This is a genomic window from Bacillus sp. ISL-46, assembly GCF_018613205.1.
Map to the genome: position 1 here is coordinate 39,287 of NZ_JAGGQR010000013.1, position 16,766 is coordinate 56,052.

The window sequence follows — 16,766 nt, forward strand, 5'->3', positions numbered from 1 at the left end:
CCATTAAACAGGAACTCCCTATTCTGTTTGCAAGGCATGTTCATTAACTAGGCGGGGTGATAGAGCCGTATCCGGCACTTTCTCGGTTAATATCTATTGGTCCAAATGACCCCACTCCAATAGCCTTAAGCTCGTAGGACTTAAAAAATCCAATCACCTGTGACATCGTTTCCTCAGGGACAGTCGTTGGTACCTGAATTTGCTTGATCATTTTGCCTGTTTCATCTCCCACAGCACAAACAAACTTCGTACCGCCCGCTTCAACTGCACCAAACATCACAATACCCCCAACACAAGAATAAAAATACTTAACCACCTATTTGATTATACTAAAAAATTCAATGTTTTTGGTATCAATTGGAATATGTGTTTATATTTTTACCGGTATCGGCTTTCTTTTTTCAAATTTACAAATATAGTTAAATCCACAATCCTTCGCTAAAGAAAGCGCATCTGTGAGGTTGGCACCAACAGACTCAGCGGTGTGAGAGTCTGAACCAATCGTTACAATTTCACCGCCTAGCTGTTTATACAGTTGGATGATTTCGACCGATGGTAATGTCTGTTTTAATCCCGTTCTAAGTCCAGAGGTATTAATCTCAATTCCTATATTTCTATCAATCGCTTTTTTCAATATTTGCTCGATGATTTCTTGATATTCATGAAAATCATAAAGGCTATGTTCTTTATAGGCATACCGTTTCATTAAATCGAAATGGGCGAGGATATCTATATCCGCTGTTGAAATCATATGATATAGTTCATTAAAATACCGTTCATAGGCGGTTGGATGATCTTCTTTGAGGGCCAGACGAAGCTTCTGGTTGTTGAGATTATGGACGGAGCCCAGGATGAAATCTAAATCTAGTGGTTGTAGTATTTCATCATATTGATCTTTTAAAAGATGAGGCTCACAAAGTTCAATTCCGGCTTTTAGGGTTAATTGGCCTTTAAATTGTTCCTGACAAAACCAAATCTCATTTAAATATTTTTCAAAAACCATGTGTCCGTAGGTTGGCGCAAGCGGATTAACGGAGAAATGCTCGGTAAAGCAAATTTCTTGAATCTCGTTTTCAACTGCTTTTTTACATACTTCTACCATACTAGCGGTGGAATCAAAGGAATGATTGGTGTGATGATGATAATCCATTAAAAACATACTCTTTTCACCTGCTCTTTTTTTAAAACTACTATAGTGAATATATTCACAATTGTCCATCATGAGACAATGATTTGTCTGATTGGGAGATGAGAACAATTTTGTCAGATTATTCAAACAGTAATTATTCCCAATCACCCAACAGCTTGAAAGCGTTTTATTATATGATTATTTCAGGAGGTAGAGACCCGATGATGATTGATAAACGTCCCGCACTTTTACTGAAACATCTTTTAAAAGTGAAGAATACCACCATGAATCAGGTCATGGATCAAACTCAATTAACCAAGCGGCAGATTTCCTATGATTTGGAGAAAGTCAATCATTGGTTGAAAGAGCGAGCACTTCCAGCGATTCCTTACAGGGGACATCACTATATTGTCATGCCGGAAGAGGTAGTCGACTTTTTTCGAAAACAACAAATAGAAGAGAAGGAACGCGATTTTATTTTAACAGAAGAGGAACGTTTGATCTTCATCTACCTTTACCTTTTTATCAGGCAAGAGCCGATTTCATCGGTCCATTTAACCCAGCTGTTACAGGTAAGTAAGAACACAGTTATATCAGACGTGAAAAAGGCAAATGAAAGGAACCTGTCCTTCCTGGTTGAAATACGCTACTCCAGGCAAAAGGGCTACCATCTATCAGGTGCAGAGTCAGATAAGCGGGTACTTGTCCAGCACCATTTAGCTGAGTTGATACGCATTCCGTATTATAAAGAACTGATCAATCATTTAGTAAGTGATCGAACGGAACAAATCCCATTGAATACGATTCAACATACGCTTACGGAAATGGAAAAGCTGTTCGATCTTCATTTTGTCGAGGAACGATTACACCAATTTACGTATTTTCTCGTTTTCTACTATTATCGTCAACGAGAAAGAAAGTTTGTTAGGTTTCATCATGATGAAATCGAATTATTGAAAAAAGAACATATGTGGCAGGTGGCAAAATCATTATTTCATTCGCTTCAGTTTGAGGAAGATGAAAATGAGCTAGGTTATTTCACCACCCAATTGCTGGGTCTGTCTTTAGGGAACCGCTTCGTTCATGACGGAGACTGGGACTTACTTTTTAAATTATGTGAACAGCTTGTCTTTGATTTTGAAAATAAAGCAGCGATTGCTTTCGAAAAAAAGAACGATGTCATCAACACCTTGTATCAGCATTTTAAGCCAGCTTATTTTCGAATGAAATATCGGATTCCGATTACGAATCCGTTGCTCGACCAAATCCAGCGAGAACATCATGTGCTCTATACGATTGTCAAAGAATTGCTTCAGCCGATTGGATCACTATTAAGTATCAGAATTCCAGAAGAAGAAATTGGTTTTATCACGATTCATTTTGGAGCATTGCTGGAAAAGCCGAAGCAGGTCGTACCGAAAAAGAAACGAGCGATTGTCGTTTGTCCAAGTGGGATTAGCTCATCCTTGATGGTAAAACACCTGTTGGAATCGCTTTTTTCCGAAATCATCGTCGAAAAAACATTGTCCTTGCAAGGATATCAGAGGGAGAATGTGGATCAATATGATCTTCTTTTTTCAACGGTAGAGCTCGAGTCGAAGCTGCCATGCTTTTATGTAAAGCCGATTATGACACCAACGGAAAAGAACAGCTTGGTCAATGAAGTGTATCATCATCTTTTTGGGATTCAATACCATGACACCTCGACAAAAGAGTTGATTCAAACGATTCAGCGCTATGCCAATGTTTATGATGAAAAAGGCTTAACCCATGCTTTAAATCAACTAACCTTTCACAAAAAGGTAGATATTCAGAGGGGGAATCAACCAGTGTTAAGCGATTTACTGAAAGAGAATACGATTCAAATTGTTGGACAGCTTTCTAATTGGGAGCAGGCTGTAAAAGTAGCAGCCAATCCGCTGCTAGAGTCAGGGGCTATTGAGTCATCCTACATCGATGCGATGATTACCAATATCAAGACGTTAGGTCCATATGTTGTCATTGGTCCAGAAGTCGCCATTCCACATGCACGACCTGAATCAGGAGTTAATCAAGTAGGGATGAGCTTTTTAAAGCTCGATGAGCCGGTCTATTTTTTAAATGATGAAAAGTATCCTGTCCGCTTAATATTTTGTATTGCGGCCATCGATAATACAACACACCTTAAGGCGTTATCTCAATTAACGAAGCTTCTCAGTGAGAACAATAATGTTGGGCTTTTAAAAGAACTAGAGACAACAGAAATTATTCTTGAATTATTTGAGCGTTATTCAGTAGTGGTTTAATTTTTAATTTATTATAGGGGGAATTTCAAATGAAAATATTAGCCGTTTGTGGTTCAGGTTTAGGAAGCAGCTTTATGTTGGAGATGAATGTGCAACAAATCCTTGGTGAGTTAGGCGTTAGCGGAATTGAAGTCGAGCATTCTGACCTTAGCTCTGCGACTCCGGATTCAGCTGATCTTTTTATCGCAGCAAAGGATATTGCAGAAGGGATGGGTCATTTAGGAGAGGTTGTCGTGATTGAGAGCATTATCGATATGGACGGTCTTCGCAGTAAATTGAAGGACGTGCTTCAACAAAAAGGATTGCTTTAATAACTGGAAACTATGAGGAGGTAATACTATGGGCGAAAGAATTCTTAAATTATTGATGGATATTTTGAGTACGCCAGCTGTTCTAGTTGCGTTAATATCACTAGTTGGTCTTGTTATTTTGAAAAAGCCGGCAAGTGATATTGTGAAGGGAACAACGAAAACGTTCTTAGGCTTTCTCGTTATTTCTGCAGGTGCTGGAATTATCGTTGGATCGCTTGAACCCTTCGGAAAAATGTTTGAAGAAGCTTTTAACGTAAACGGGGTTGTACCAAATAACGAGGCGATTGTTGCGATGGCATTAACCAAGTATGGCAGTGCTACAGCTTTTATCATGTTCTTTGGGATGTTAGCGAATATCTTAATTGCTCGTTTTACTAGATTAAAATATATTTTCTTAACGGGTCATCATACTTTATACATGGCATGTATGCTTGCAGTTATCTTAGTTGTTTCTGGTTTAAAAGGAGTACCACTGATTATTGTTGGTTCCCTTGCTTTAGGTTTAATCATGGCTGTTTTCCCTGCAATTTGTCAGCCGTTTATGAGAAAAATTACGGGTAACGACAACGTAGGTTTTGGCCACTTTTCAAGCTTAGGTTATGTATTGTCTGCTCTTGTCGGGAAAGTAGTTGGTAAGGGATCACGTTCTACAGAAGATATTAAGTTTCCTAAAGGTCTAGGATTTTTGCGTGATAGTTCTGTAACGATTTCATTAACGATGGTCATCCTTTATGTGATTATTGCTCTTTTTGCAGGCCCATCTTATGTTGAAAAAGAATTAAGTGGCGGCACTCATTATATTGTTTTCTCTATTATTCAAGGTGTTACGTTTGCAGCAGGGGTTTTCGTTATCCTTTCAGGTGTTCGACTTGTGTTAGCTGAAATTGTTCCGGCCTTTAAAGGGATTTCTACTAAACTAGTTCCAAACTCTAAGCCGGCTCTTGACTGTCCAATTGTATTCCCATATGCACCAAATGCAGTTTTAATCGGGTTCTTCTGCAGCTTCCTTGGCGGTATCGTCGGAATGGCCATCCTTGGGTTTGCAGGAGCAGTGATTATCTTACCTGGTGTTGTTCCACATTTCTTCACAGGTGCAACGGCTGGAGTATTTGGTAATGCAACAGGCGGTGTTCGCGGTGCGACGATTGGATCGTTTGCCAATGGTTTGTTGATTACCTTCCTTCCTGTATTCTTAATGCCAGTACTTGGCGATCTTGGTTTTGCAAGTACAACATTCTCTGATGCGGACTTTGCAGCTTCCGGAATTCTTCTTGGAAATATTGCAAATTCCCTTGGTGCAACAGGTGTTAGTGTTACCGTTGTTGGTCTTGTCGTCTTGACAGTTGTATATGGTTTTTTCAAAAAAAATAAAACTACAGCTGATTCACAACAAGTAGGAGCATAGGACATTGGGGGTGTTTCACAAACTGAATCACCCCCAACTTTTGAGTAAAAAAAGGAGGAAAGAAAATGGATTTGCAAAAAGTAGATGCGTTTCGTGATGAGATTCGGCTTAAGACATTAAAAGAATTGTATCATCTCGGTTTTGGGCATTACGGCGGCAGCTTATCAATTATTGAAGTATTGGCGGTTTTATATGGTGAAGTGATGAAGGTGAATCCACAAGATCCAAAATGGGAGAATCGTGATTACTTCATTCTATCAAAAGGTCATGGCGGGCCTGGTCTTTATGCGACGTTAGCGGCAAAAGGCTACTTTCCTGAAGAAGTTCTCTATACTTTAAATCAAAACGGAACCACCCTTCCTTCTCATCCCGATAAGAATTTAACACCTGGTGTGGATATGACAACGGGATCCTTAGGGCAGGGAATCTCCGCGGCTGTTGGTGTCGCTCTGTCTCATAAACTATCAAATAAGGATAATTATACGTATTGTATCGTCGGTGATGGAGAATTGAACGAAGGGCAGTGCTGGGAGGCAGCGCAATTCGCGGCACACCATAAGCTGAATCATCTCTTTGTATTTATTGATGACAATAAAAAGCAGCTAGACGGTCCAACGAAGGATATTATTGACCCACTTGACTTTGTGGAGAAGTTTAAAGCGTTTGGTTTTTACACACTGCAAGTCGACGGTCGTTCCTTAGAACAAATATATGAAGCGATTGAAGAGGGAAAACGTCAGTCAGAGAAGCCGATTGCAATTATTTTGGATACCGTTAAAGGGCAAGGGGTTCCCTATTTAGAAGAAAAGGCTGATAACCATCATATCCGTCCTAGTGAAGAGGATGAAGCTGCCATTAAGCGTGCAATTGCAGAATTGGAAAACAAACTTGGAAAGGTTGTGTCAGTATGATTGAAACACCATCCAAAAGCTATGAACTAGAAAAAGTGGAAATGCGGCAAATGTATGCAAATACGTTGGTTGAATTGGCGAAGGGCAATCCCAATGTGATCGCATTAGAGGCTGATTTAATGAGTGCTATCTCTACAAATAAAATTGTTAAGCAGATTCCAACGCAAATTATTAACAGCGGGATTATGGAAGCCAATATGATGGGAGTGGCTGCAGGTCTATCGCTGACAGGGAAGATTCCTTACGTCCATACCTTCGGTCAGTTCGCTACAAGAAGGACCTTTGACCAGCTTTTCGTTTCAGGCGTCTATGCGAAAACCAACATTAAGATTTTGGGATCTGATGCGGGTGTAACAGCCGAGCATAACGGCGGCACCCATATGGCCTTCGAAGATCTTGGTCTTGTTCGCCTCCTTCCTAATGCTACGGTGTATGAAGTGAGTGATTCCACCATGCTTCGTTACTTGCTTCGAAAAATTGAAAAAGAGTACGGTATCCATTACATCCGTACGATCCGCAAAAATGCAACTAAGCTTTACGATGAGAATGAAGTTTTTCAAGATGGTAAAGGAAAGGTTCTCCGTGAAGGCGCCGACGTTACCATTATCTCAAGCGGCATTATGGTAGCGGAATCCTTAAAAGCGGCAGATTTGCTTTACGAGGATGGAATCGAAGCTACTGTCATTGATATGTTCTCGATTAAACCTATTGATAAAGACTTAATTGTCAAGTATGCGTCGAAAACAAAAGCAGTCGTAACCGCCGAAAACCACAACGTCATTGGCGGGCTAGGCAGCGCAGTAGCCGAAGTCCTAAGCGAACACTGCCCAACCAAAATGAGACGCATTGGAGTAAAAGAACAATTCGGCCAAGTCGGCAAACTCGAATACCTAAAAGAATTCTACAAACTAACCCAGAAAGACATAGCAGCAGCCGCCAAAGAATTACTATAAAAAGAAAAAGGGTGCCGATAAAATAATATGGTACCTATAGATAGGACACTTGAAAAAGAGTGTTCCATCTATAGGTACTTTTTTATATACTTAAGTCTTATGAATATGAGGATTAGGGGAACGACTATGAGCAAAATAATTTTTTCAACTAGAGAAATAAAAATACTTCAAAAAAACCCAAATGTACAACGTGTAAGCAGTTTAACTATTACATATACAGATGTATTTAAAAATAGATTGATGGATGAATAACTGGCTGGTAAACTCCCTAGGCAAATCTTTGAGGAGAATGGCTTTGATATGAACATTTTAGGCATGAAGCGGATTGAACAATCTGCATATAGGTGGAAAAAAGCTTATGAAAAAGATGGGTTAATTGGACTCTCAGATGCACGGAAAACAGACACCGGCAGGCCTTTAAAACGAGAACTTTCTCAAGCAGAAATTATCGAGAGACAGGAAGCAAGAATTAAGTTACTGGAAGGTGATGAACCGGAAAATTCTTTACATATTTCCAAGTCGTTTAGTCAATTTGAAAGACTCCAAAAACTCTCAAACGAAAATCAATTATTATTAACGACCCATTGGTATGGTTCGCTTCCGGTAACAGACACAGGAAATGTTCAATATATTGAACGTAAAGAGGGTAAGAGAATTAAAATAAACTCTTATGATTTAAATAATTATTTTGAAAAGAGAGGCTCTTTACCAGAGGATATAATTATAAAAAGTTACTTTGAGCTTACTTCTTCAATATTAAGTTCAATGAGGGCTGATGGTACGAATTGGATAATATGTGAAGGCAGCGATGATAAACTTTATTTAGAGTATTACCTAAAGGATATAAATAATTTAAAAATATTTGCAGTTGGTGGATGTGGAAATGTTGTAAAATTGTATCAATATCTTTTTGCTCCTTTTGGAGAAAAAGGTGAAATTAAAGCATTAAATAGTAAAGTGCTTTGTTTAATAGATACAGATGATGTCCTAAAAACCATCAATATGCCTTGTGAAGTAAGAGATAAAGTAAGAATAGCAAGAATGCAATACGATAGAAAGCAAAATATTGAGCTACAAAGATTAAACCCAACAGGATTATTTACCCCTACTGAGATGGAGGATTGTCTTAACCCTGAAATTTTATATACTCATTAGCACAATCTATAAATCAATATGGAAATTCAAATCAGCGGGATGCCCTAGTGCACTTATCATTTAATACGGAAATGAAAGCTTCATTTATTAAAGGAGAAGACCAATCAATAATTAAACCTATTGATACTTCAAAATACTGTCGCACAAGACTTATATAAAAAATGTGGATTTATTGATGAAGGTGAACGATGGGGAACAAAGGGGAACTTATCATCATGAGTTATCATTTGTAGGTTTTAGAAGTTTCTTTAAAAAGGAACTCCAAATCCAAAAAAGCCCTAGTATTAGTTAATGAAAGGGGGGCATAAAATTGAAAATTAAATTTGCTTCCATTCTAATGATCATATCGCTCTTTCTCACTGCTTGTAACCTTGGAGTAAAACCGGAGGAACATTTAGGAGAAATATACAGCGTTGCGTTGGACGCAATCATGGAAAAAGACGAGGCATTGAGTAGTGAAATGAAATTTATTGCTATTGATATGAGCAATTTCGACGATGGATTAAGTAAAAAGGATAAAAAAGAAATTATGAACTTTTTCAAAGATAAATATAAAGTTGATGTAATGGATGCCACTTTTGATGAACTGAAAGAAAAAGGATACTACAATGCAGATAAAATGACTTTGGATGGTGTACTCCTTAGACTAGAGAAAATGGATTTTAAACTAAATAACAATGTTTTCTTTGAAGGTTCTAAATATAGGTCAGGATTAGGTGCAATTGGTGTAGAAGGTACTGTCCACTACAAAGATGGTAATTGGCAAATGAAAGAGTCGAAGGAGACCTGGATAAGCTAATTATTGAAGTGTACGAATTAATTTGGTATATATGGGGGGAGGAACTAAATTCAACAGATGTGTATAGGACCCATTAGGTTTCTTGTGAACTAGGACTTCCAACAAAGCCCCTCCCTTGTCCTTTTCCTCAATTCTACGATTTCCTCTCCCCTATTAGAACTATTAATGAGAATACTAGTTACTTTTGATATTAAAAGGAAAAAACATCTTTCATCCAATCCAGCTACTAAAAAAAATTTAATGACTAATACAAAAAGTAGACCATTGCAACTTTGGTCTATTTTGGTTACGTGTGTTCCTAGGACTCATAAAAGGATTCTCACTTTTTACCGGCTTTTAAATAATTTGAAATTATCATATAATATAAGTATATAAATCTATAAACAACATTTTTACACTATAAATGGTTATAATTAAGATAGAAAAGGTGTGTGACTAGGTCGCGCTTAGGTTAGTGTGACGTCTAGCCAAATTTTAGGGGAAGGTTGATGAAAATGAACAACATAGAAACTAAAACAGACGTCATTTTAATTGGCGCCGGAATCATGAGTGCGACTTTAGGGACACTCTTAAAAGAATTAGTACCGGAATGTGAAATTTCTGTGTTTGAGAAGCTCGCTAACGCAGGAGAGGAAAGCTCTAACGAGTGGAATAATGCGGGTACGGGGCATGCGGCACTATGTGAACTTAACTACACAGTCGAAAAACCTGATGGATCTTTAGATATTAGTAAAGCAATAAAAATTAATGAACAGTTTCAGGTTTCCATGCAGTTTTGGTCTTATCTTGTAAACAGCAAGCTGATGAATAATCCACAGGATTTTATCAGACAACTGCCTCATATGAGTTTAGTACAAGGGGAACAAAATGTTACGTTTTTAAAGAAACGTTTTGAAGCTATGTCAAACAATCCTCTATTTCAAGGGATGGAATTTTCGGATGACCATGATAAACTGACGGAATGGATTCCGCTTATCATGGAAGGCCGTAAAGTGAATGAACCGATAGCGGCAACTAAAATGGACGCTGGAACGGATGTCAACTTTGGTGCCCTAACACGGATGTTGTTTGATCACTTAGAGAGTAAAAATGTCAATATAAACTACAAACATAGTGTTAATAATATTAAACGTACGAGCGACGGCTTGTGGGAATTGAAAGTGCAGAATCTCGATAGCGGTACGGTCGAACGCCATACGGCAAAATTCGTCTTTATTGGAGGCGGGGGAGGAAGTCTGCATTTACTGCAAAAATCCGGTATTCCTGAAGGAAAACATATTGGAGGATTCCCGGTAAGCGGAATATTTATGGTGTGCAATAATCCGAATGTTGTAGAGCAGAATCATGCAAAAATATACGGCAAAGCTAAGGTTGGTGCTCCGCCAATGTCTGTTCCGCATCTTGACACAAGATTTATCGACAATAAAAAATCGTTGCTATTTGGACCATTTGCCGGCTTTTCACCAAAGTTCTTAAAAACTGGTTCAATGTTTGATTTAGTAACTTCTGTAAATCCAGATAATATCTTAACTATGCTGGCGGCAGGCGTAAAAGAGATGTCATTGACAAAATACTTGATTCAGCAAGTTATGTTATCGAAAGAACAACGCATGGAGGAGTTACGTGAGTTTGTCCCGAACGCCAAAAGCGAGGATTGGGATTTAGTAGTAGCAGGCCAACGTGTGCAAGTTATCAAGGATACTGAAGCTGGCGGCAAAGGAACGCTTCAATTTGGTACGGAAGTGATTACTGCTGCTGATGGCTCGATCGCAGCACTACTAGGCGCTTCTCCGGGTGCTTCTACTGCCGTGCACGTTATGCTTGAAGTAATCAAAAAATGCTTCCCGCAACATATGAATAGGTTGGAACCGAAAATCAAAGAAATGATTCCTTCTTATGGCATGTCGCTAATGGAAAACCCCGAGCTTCTGCACGAAATTCATACATCAACAGCAAAGACGCTTGGTCTAAGCGAAAAAGAGTTGGTCTTTAGTTAGACCCTTGGATGTAGAATCCAAGGTTGCTAGTGAATAGATTCACTCAATCGTTTTTAAGAGAATTTATAAGATTGTAAGTCAAAGCTTTGCATGATCATAAAAAGAGTGGAGAAAAAACTAACTAAACGGTTAATTAAATCGGACAACCCCTGGTATACATGGGCTGAAAAACTAACCAAACGGTTGATTAAATACTTTTCAAGAGACCCTGATAACGCTCATCAGGGTTCTTTTTATTTTTCTATATTTTTATATAAATGGTGAAGGAGAGTTAGAGAAAAAAGGGTCTTGACCAACAAAAATGAACACAGGCATAAGGCTCCCGTGTTCATTTTCATATCAGAGTAAAATTATTATTCAATTTCTAGAAAAGCTGAGGATAGGTATAGGTGTTTTCTAGTCAACAATCGCACTCCGATAGTTTAAGTACGACTTTTCACAAATAGTTGAAACCGACTTTCTTCTGATCTATTAAACTAAATCCCCTGTACGGCTAAAGAACTTTTTTGGAGATGATCTGAAAGGAGGCTATACGCAACTACTTTCTTCTTGTACTGTTTTACTACATCAATGCGATCGTTGTAGCTAAAAACAAATAACCTAACATCTTTTATGCCTCTTTTCGTATCAATAACTATTGGAGTCTCACTGTTCTCTGGATGCAAATATCGGTCCCTGGAAATATATAATGCTGCTTTAAAAATGTTGCTTCGTTAAAGGAATGAATAACTTGAATTTTGTCTATACCTTCTAAGAGTTTTCCGCCAATTGTTACGGTGACATTCGGTTCACTAAGTTTAGAATGAATTTCAAATTTCCTTATAAGCCATTCCACAGGACCAGTTGGAAGACAAGTCATTAATATTTTAACAATACTTAAAAGAATTATCGAAATTACAGCCCAGGTCATTTTCCATCATCTCCGTTAAAGCTTTAATTTGTTATTAGTTTTTAATAATTTAATAATATCTCAATTAGATCAATTATTAACCATCCAATTCGATTGAAAATATACCATCCACTTTCAGAACTTCTCTTATCATATAATCTAAAATAACAAATAGGAAGAGTGAATAAGTGTATCTTCACCCACTACTCCCCCGGTGTTTTTTCATAAGATAATTAAACTGAAAAAAAGGGGAATGCAATGAAAGCCGGTCAAAAAATATATTTGACTATATTGTTGTGGGGACTGGACCTGCAGTTCCTCAACTGCATTTTTTAGGGCAAGCTTTACTGGAGCCATGCGCATGATGAAAAGCTTGAAAATTTCATTAAAGAAAACTTCGGTCATAATCACCATCAACAAAGTTCACTACGAATGGCACCATTTAATAAAGCTGGCGTAGTTGATCGTTTTGGAAGAGTACATGGAGTCAATAATCTAATTGTTGCCGATGCACAGATTATTCCCTTTACGGTTGATGGCAACACATCTGCATCAGCATTCCTAATTGGATATACCATTGCAAAACAATTAATGCAGGAAAAATGGAATTAAACAGATTTCAGAATACCCTAAACCGTTTGGCGTATAAAATAATGATTCCGTAAGAAAGCAGAAAAAAATAACTGTCATTAAACTCTTGTCCACTCAAAATTAAAAAGTAAATCATAGTGTAATAGCAAAGGGAAATCCTTTTAGTAAAATAACTATAACAAAGGAGATTACATGATGAGTTGGGACGAGAGAAGAGACCTATGTCAAGAATTTGCTAGGATACTTGGTGGGAGTGGAAGCCTAGATGAAAATGGAGTTTGTTTAGTGCAAAAGTTTCGTAATATTAACTTTAGAATTCTTGGACGCGAAACAAATTCTCCACTAGTTAATCCTCAATTTTTTTCTTTTGAAAATTTAGATAGAAAAGGGAATGCGTTAAATTTAGGTGAAACCGTTCTTTTACAAGAAGAAATTAACCCCTTATTAACGGAACTTCGAAAACGGGATATTATCGTTACGGCTGTTCATAATCACTGGTTGTTTGAAGAACCTAGAGCAATGTACATGCACTTTGAATCAGTTGAACCACCACTGCAATTTGCAAGAAAAGTAAGGGAAGCCTTTAGAGTTTTAAGAGGCTAATTTTAACACGGCACTTTTTAAGGCAATCATCGTCTTATATAGTGCTTTTTTTTCGTTTCGTATGATAGCAATAGTTAGTTGCCTACAAGCATCATTAGTAAACACTTTTTGTAAATCTGGTCCGTTCGTACAAAAAAAAAGCCGCCATTTTGGCAGCAATGTTAGCGAAGTAAGCTAGTAATCTAAGACACGCTTGGCGATACTTTCTGTTCGGCAATTTTTTTCTTTAACCAAGGTTTGGAGACCCACCGGTTCAAGGCGAAAAATCCTCGGATACATTCATCAAGTCCTTGGGCCAGCCAAACTCCTAGTAGTCCTAAACCAAGTGTAATTCCGAAAAAGTAACTAAATACTACGGCAATGCCCCACATGCAGATCACACCGATGACAACTGGGAACCGTACATCACCTACTGATTTTAAAGAACCCATAAGAACGATATTCATGGCACGGCCAGGTTCAATAAATACAATCGCCCACAATACTGGAAGAGCTATAGCAATAATGCTAGTATCGGTTGTAAATATAGTTAAGATGGGCTTACCAATTAAAGCAACAGCAAGAGAAACCGCAGCTGAAACAATGACTGCAATTTTTAATGTCTTAAGACCCCTCTTCAGGGCTCTGTCGTATTGCTTAGCTCCGATATAGCGGGCAATCAAAAGTTGTGTCCCTTGGGCAATTGCAACTGTAAACAGGAAGCAAATCATCGATATATTTAAAATATACACCCGTGCGGCTAATGCTGCATCACCGGTAAGTGCGACAAAGCTTGTAATCACCACTTGAGAAAATTGATAGGAAAGGTTTTCTCCAGCGGATGGAATCCCGATGGACAGAAGCTCCTTTACATCGGTTTTATTAATTTTAAAAATATCTTTTATATGAAACTTTAAAGCTAGTTGTTTATAAACAAAGTAAAACAGTGCTACAATAATAAAAATCCGGGCAACAAATATGGAATAGGCCACCCCAGCAACACCTGTTACAGGAAGGCCGAACCATCCTTTAATGGCAATAAAGGAACCGATCATACTAATCACATTCATGATGACCGTAACGACCATGGTTTCTTTTGTATGTCCGTAGCTGCGCAAAACAGCACTTAAAGCTAAAGAAATGGCTTCAAGGAAAAGAGATAGACCTATGATGGTAAGGAAGGTGTAAGCAAAATCGTAAACTTCACCGCTAAGTCCGTAAAATTTTAAAAACAAACCGCCAAAAGCAACCACAATAATGGTCATCACAACTCCAAACCAGAAATTCACTCCAAAGGAAGATCTTGCAAGGCGTCGCGCCCGGTCCAATCGGTTTGCTCCTAAATTTTGACCGATAAGGATAGTCGCTCCGATGGCTGTGATGTTAAATACTAAAATAAAAATATTAAGAATCTGATTGGCTACTCCAACTCCTGCAACAGCGTTGTCTGAATATCCGCTTAAAATTAACGTAGCAACAATTCCCATACTCATATGAAGCGTTATTTCGATAAATAGAGGCCACGTGATACTAAACAATGATTGATCCTGGTACTTATTGTTCTCTAAAGTCAATTTATTCTCCTTCTTTACTCAAAATCATATAAAACCTATTTTAACTACATATACTCTAAATTGAAATAAAAAAGTAATTCCGGTTGGACATAGGGACATTCATCACCATTTTGCCATTCCACCCCCCTAATAGATGTACAAAAAAAACGCCCATTTAGCGTTTTTTATTTTTTAGTTCTCCGTAAAAAAGATAATGCAATCACTACGACAGTTACAGGGAGGATAAGCCAGAGCCAATTAAATGAGTGATTTTCTTCTTCGTAGTATGTTTCGTTTTCAAAATTTTCGTAAGAAGATGCTGTTTCTATTTCTTCAGGCACTTCCGTGTCCGATTCATTTTCATCAAAACTAACCGTTTCAGAATATAAATCATCTTCTACTGGTTCATCTTCTGGTATTTGGACATCCATCTCTTCTAAATCTGCAAGCGTATAAACGTTCCCTTCTTCATCCGCATATGTAGGTTCAACATCGTTTCCATCGTTTAACATTAATAAAATCGTTCCAAAAACAAGCGTTGTTGATAACACATCGCCAGAAAAATAACGTGTAGATTTTGGATATTTTGTTCTAAGTGAGGAATAAGTTGTCGGTTTTGTCGTTGTGTTTGTTGTACTGCTTGAGCTCGGTTTTGACGGCGAAGTCTTCGGAGTAGACGTAGACGGTTTGGTATAGCTAGGACTCGTCCCGCCTGTTCGTGTTTTTGCCTCAGCAATGACATTAGAAAGTAAAAAACTTAAAACAAGGATAGATAGCACACTAATCATTTTTTTCATTTATATCTCCTCCTATAAAATAGCCAGCTCAGATTAAAGAACCTGCTTCCTTTAATTGATTATGCTTAGTAGAATAATATTAACATATTTTTCCTGATAAAATACGAAAAGCCGTGCGATCTAAGGAGTGAATCCTCGTTCTATTAGTTCGTAGACCTTCGTAGATATTAATGATTATAACGAATTGGAGGAGAATAAATGCGCGCAATTGAGTACACAAAATACGGCCCCCCCGACGTTCTTCAACTGAAAGAGGTAGAAAAACCTTCTCCTAAGGAAAATGAAATCCTGATAAAAGTAAAAGCGACAACCGTAACGGTAGCAGATATTCGGGCACGGAGTTTTACAGTTCCTCCCGCTTTTTGGCTGCCTGCCCGAATAACACTTGGTTTTAGACAACCAAAAAAAACTACATTGGGGATGGAGTTAGCTGGGGAAATTGAGTCAGTAGGGAAAGATGTCAAAAGGTTTCAGGAAGGTGATCAGGTTTTTGCTGCTTCTCTATTGGGTTTTGGTGCTTATGCCGAGTATAAGTGTCTGCCTGAAGATGGACCAGTATCTATTAAGCCCTCCAATATAACATATGAGGAAGCCGCTGCCATTCCGATTGGAGCACGCACCGCATTGTATTTTCTTAGAAAAGCTAACATTCAGAGCGGTCAAAGGGTTCTAGTTTACGGTGCTTCAGGAAGTGTAGGAAGTTATGCAGGTCAGATTGCCAAATATCTCGGAGCAAATGTTACAGGGGTATGCAGTACCACGAATATAGAATTGGTAAAATCTTTAGGAGCGGATCAGGTAATTGATTACACTGCAGAAGATTTTTCGAGTAAAGGCGAGACTTATGATGTGATCTTTGAAGCGGTTGACAAGAGCTCGTTTTCGGATTGTATGAAATCGCTAAAGGAGGACGGAACCTATATAAATGTCACAGTACCGTTACCAGGTGTTCGAATGCTATGGACTAAATTGACAAGCAGCAAAAAACTAATATTGAGTCAAAACTCACCTGAAACTTCAGAAGCTCTAGATTTTCTTAAAGAACTTGTAGAGACGGGGAAGTTAAAAGTGGTCATTGATAGATCCTATGCGTTCGAAGAAATCGTTAAGGCTCATAGATATGTCGAAAAAGGACACAAAAAGGGAAATGTCGTCATAACTGTGGAACCTAATAACAAATCCTAATATATGAAGGACTATACTATCAAAGATTTTGTTGAGGTTATTTTTTCAAATCTATGGGAACGATTTGGAGAAGATCCTCTAGGTTAAGGTGCTCTTCGTGGAAAAATGGTGGATTTTGATTGATGGTCTATTTGAAAAGCCTTATGATTAAAGTAACTGAAATTTAAGGCATACGAAAAGATTTGTTTTCAACTAGAAGGACGTATGCTATCTATCATGAAAAC

At 38.0% G+C, this 16,766-nt stretch carries 13 protein-coding genes and 3 pseudogenes; 11 read left to right on the forward strand and 5 right to left on the reverse strand.

The features are described 5' to 3' along the window. Positions 1-55: 55 nt before the first annotated feature. Both J7E67_RS07230 and J7E67_RS07235 read right to left on the reverse strand, forming a co-directional pair. Positions 56-277 (reverse strand): annotated as a pseudogene (locus J7E67_RS07230) (ROK family protein); the annotation flags it as partial. Between the two features lie 93 nt (positions 278-370). Continuing rightward, a complete protein-coding gene (locus J7E67_RS07235; protein WP_214715855.1) occupies positions 371-1,159 on the reverse strand; it encodes a histidinol-phosphatase HisJ family protein in 789 nt (262 codons plus the stop codon). Positions 1,160-1,350: 191 nt separating this feature from the next. Between J7E67_RS07235 and J7E67_RS07240 the strand changes: the two genes are divergently transcribed. The 8 genes from J7E67_RS07240 to J7E67_RS07275 all read left to right on the forward strand — a co-directional run bounded on the left by J7E67_RS07240 (position 1,351) and on the right by J7E67_RS07275 (position 10,945). Continuing rightward, positions 1,351-3,414 carry a BglG family transcription antiterminator gene (locus tag J7E67_RS07240; protein ID WP_214715854.1) on the forward strand — a complete coding sequence of 688 codons (2,064 nt, stop codon included), beginning with the start codon at positions 1,351-1,353 and terminating at the stop codon, positions 3,412-3,414. A gap of 29 nt (positions 3,415-3,443) precedes the next feature. Next, complete coding sequence (locus tag J7E67_RS07245) at positions 3,444-3,725, forward strand: PTS sugar transporter subunit IIB (RefSeq protein WP_214715853.1); 282 nt, start codon at positions 3,444-3,446, stop codon at positions 3,723-3,725. A 28-nt stretch (positions 3,726-3,753) separates the two neighbouring features. After that, positions 3,754-5,130 carry a PTS ascorbate transporter subunit IIC gene (locus J7E67_RS07250; protein WP_214715852.1) on the forward strand — a complete coding sequence of 459 codons (1,377 nt, stop codon included), beginning with the start codon at positions 3,754-3,756 and terminating at the stop codon, positions 5,128-5,130. A gap of 65 nt (positions 5,131-5,195) precedes the next feature. Next, the gene (locus tag J7E67_RS07255; protein ID WP_214715851.1) at positions 5,196-6,041 is read left to right on the forward strand and encodes a transketolase; all 846 of its coding nucleotides are present in this window, start codon (positions 5,196-5,198) and stop codon (positions 6,039-6,041) included. Next, entirely contained in the window at positions 6,038-6,994 is a 957-nt protein-coding gene (locus tag J7E67_RS07260; RefSeq protein ID WP_214715850.1) for a transketolase family protein, read from the forward strand. The genes J7E67_RS07255 and J7E67_RS07260 overlap by 4 nt, the downstream gene beginning before the upstream one ends. A gap of 300 nt (positions 6,995-7,294) precedes the next feature. Then, a complete protein-coding gene (locus J7E67_RS31120; RefSeq protein WP_251026618.1) occupies positions 7,295-8,149 on the forward strand; it encodes a helix-turn-helix domain-containing protein in 855 nt (284 codons plus the stop codon). A gap of 310 nt (positions 8,150-8,459) precedes the next feature. Further along, positions 8,460-8,948, forward strand: a complete 489-nt coding sequence (locus J7E67_RS07270) for a peptide ABC transporter substrate-binding protein (protein ID WP_214715849.1) — start codon at positions 8,460-8,462, stop codon at positions 8,946-8,948. A 494-nt stretch (positions 8,949-9,442) separates the two neighbouring features. Continuing rightward, entirely contained in the window at positions 9,443-10,945 is a 1,503-nt protein-coding gene (locus J7E67_RS07275) for a malate:quinone oxidoreductase (RefSeq protein ID WP_214715900.1), read from the forward strand. A 476-nt stretch (positions 10,946-11,421) separates the two neighbouring features. On the opposite strand, the pseudogene J7E67_RS07280 reads toward J7E67_RS07275, so the two are convergent. After that, positions 11,422-11,855: pseudogene (locus J7E67_RS07280) on the reverse strand (YfmQ family protein). Between the two features lie 339 nt (positions 11,856-12,194). Between J7E67_RS07280 and J7E67_RS07285 the strand changes: the two are divergent. Both J7E67_RS07285 and J7E67_RS07290 read left to right on the forward strand, forming a co-directional pair. Next, positions 12,195-12,446: pseudogene (locus tag J7E67_RS07285) on the forward strand (GMC family oxidoreductase); the annotation flags it as partial. A gap of 174 nt (positions 12,447-12,620) precedes the next feature. Continuing rightward, entirely contained in the window at positions 12,621-13,028 is a 408-nt protein-coding gene (locus J7E67_RS07290; RefSeq protein ID WP_214715847.1) for a DUF1259 domain-containing protein, read from the forward strand. Positions 13,029-13,210: 182 nt separating this feature from the next. Here J7E67_RS07290 and J7E67_RS07295 read toward each other — a convergent pair whose 3' ends face one another. Continuing rightward, on the reverse strand, positions 13,211-14,581 hold the full coding sequence (locus tag J7E67_RS07295) for an MATE family efflux transporter (RefSeq protein WP_214715845.1): 1,371 nt from the start codon (positions 14,579-14,581) through the stop codon (positions 13,211-13,213). 164 nt (positions 14,582-14,745) lie between these two features. Continuing rightward, a complete protein-coding gene (locus tag J7E67_RS07300) occupies positions 14,746-15,357 on the reverse strand; it encodes a hypothetical protein (protein WP_214731302.1) in 612 nt (203 codons plus the stop codon). Positions 15,358-15,555: 198 nt separating this feature from the next. On the opposite strand from J7E67_RS07300, the gene J7E67_RS07305 reads away from it, so the two are divergent. Next, positions 15,556-16,542 (forward strand): NAD(P)-dependent alcohol dehydrogenase, encoded by a 987-nt coding sequence (locus J7E67_RS07305; protein WP_214731305.1) that lies wholly within the window; start codon positions 15,556-15,558, stop codon positions 16,540-16,542. Positions 16,543-16,766: the final 224 nt, after the last annotated feature.

Excerpts from the sequence above, each read along its gene's own strand:
- J7E67_RS07235 (WP_214715855.1), bottom strand. The coding sequence starts at position 1,159 with ATGTTTTTAATGGATTATCATCATCACACCAATCATTCCTTTGATTCC.
- J7E67_RS07240 (WP_214715854.1), top strand. The coding sequence starts at position 1,351 with ATGATGATTGATAAACGTCCCGCACTTTTACTGAAACATCTTTTAAAA.
- J7E67_RS07245 (WP_214715853.1), top strand. The coding sequence starts at position 3,444 with ATGAAAATATTAGCCGTTTGTGGTTCAGGTTTAGGAAGCAGCTTTATG.
- J7E67_RS07250 (WP_214715852.1), top strand. The coding sequence starts at position 3,754 with ATGGGCGAAAGAATTCTTAAATTATTGATGGATATTTTGAGTACGCCA.
- J7E67_RS07255 (WP_214715851.1), top strand. The coding sequence starts at position 5,196 with ATGGATTTGCAAAAAGTAGATGCGTTTCGTGATGAGATTCGGCTTAAG.
- J7E67_RS07260 (WP_214715850.1), top strand. The coding sequence starts at position 6,038 with ATGATTGAAACACCATCCAAAAGCTATGAACTAGAAAAAGTGGAAATG.
- J7E67_RS31120 (WP_251026618.1), top strand. The coding sequence starts at position 7,295 with ATGAACATTTTAGGCATGAAGCGGATTGAACAATCTGCATATAGGTGG.
- J7E67_RS07275 (WP_214715900.1), top strand. The coding sequence starts at position 9,443 with ATGAACAACATAGAAACTAAAACAGACGTCATTTTAATTGGCGCCGGA.
- J7E67_RS07290 (WP_214715847.1), top strand. The coding sequence starts at position 12,621 with ATGAGTTGGGACGAGAGAAGAGACCTATGTCAAGAATTTGCTAGGATA.
- J7E67_RS07300 (WP_214731302.1), bottom strand. The coding sequence starts at position 15,357 with ATGAAAAAAATGATTAGTGTGCTATCTATCCTTGTTTTAAGTTTTTTA.
- J7E67_RS07305 (WP_214731305.1), top strand. The coding sequence starts at position 15,556 with ATGCGCGCAATTGAGTACACAAAATACGGCCCCCCCGACGTTCTTCAA.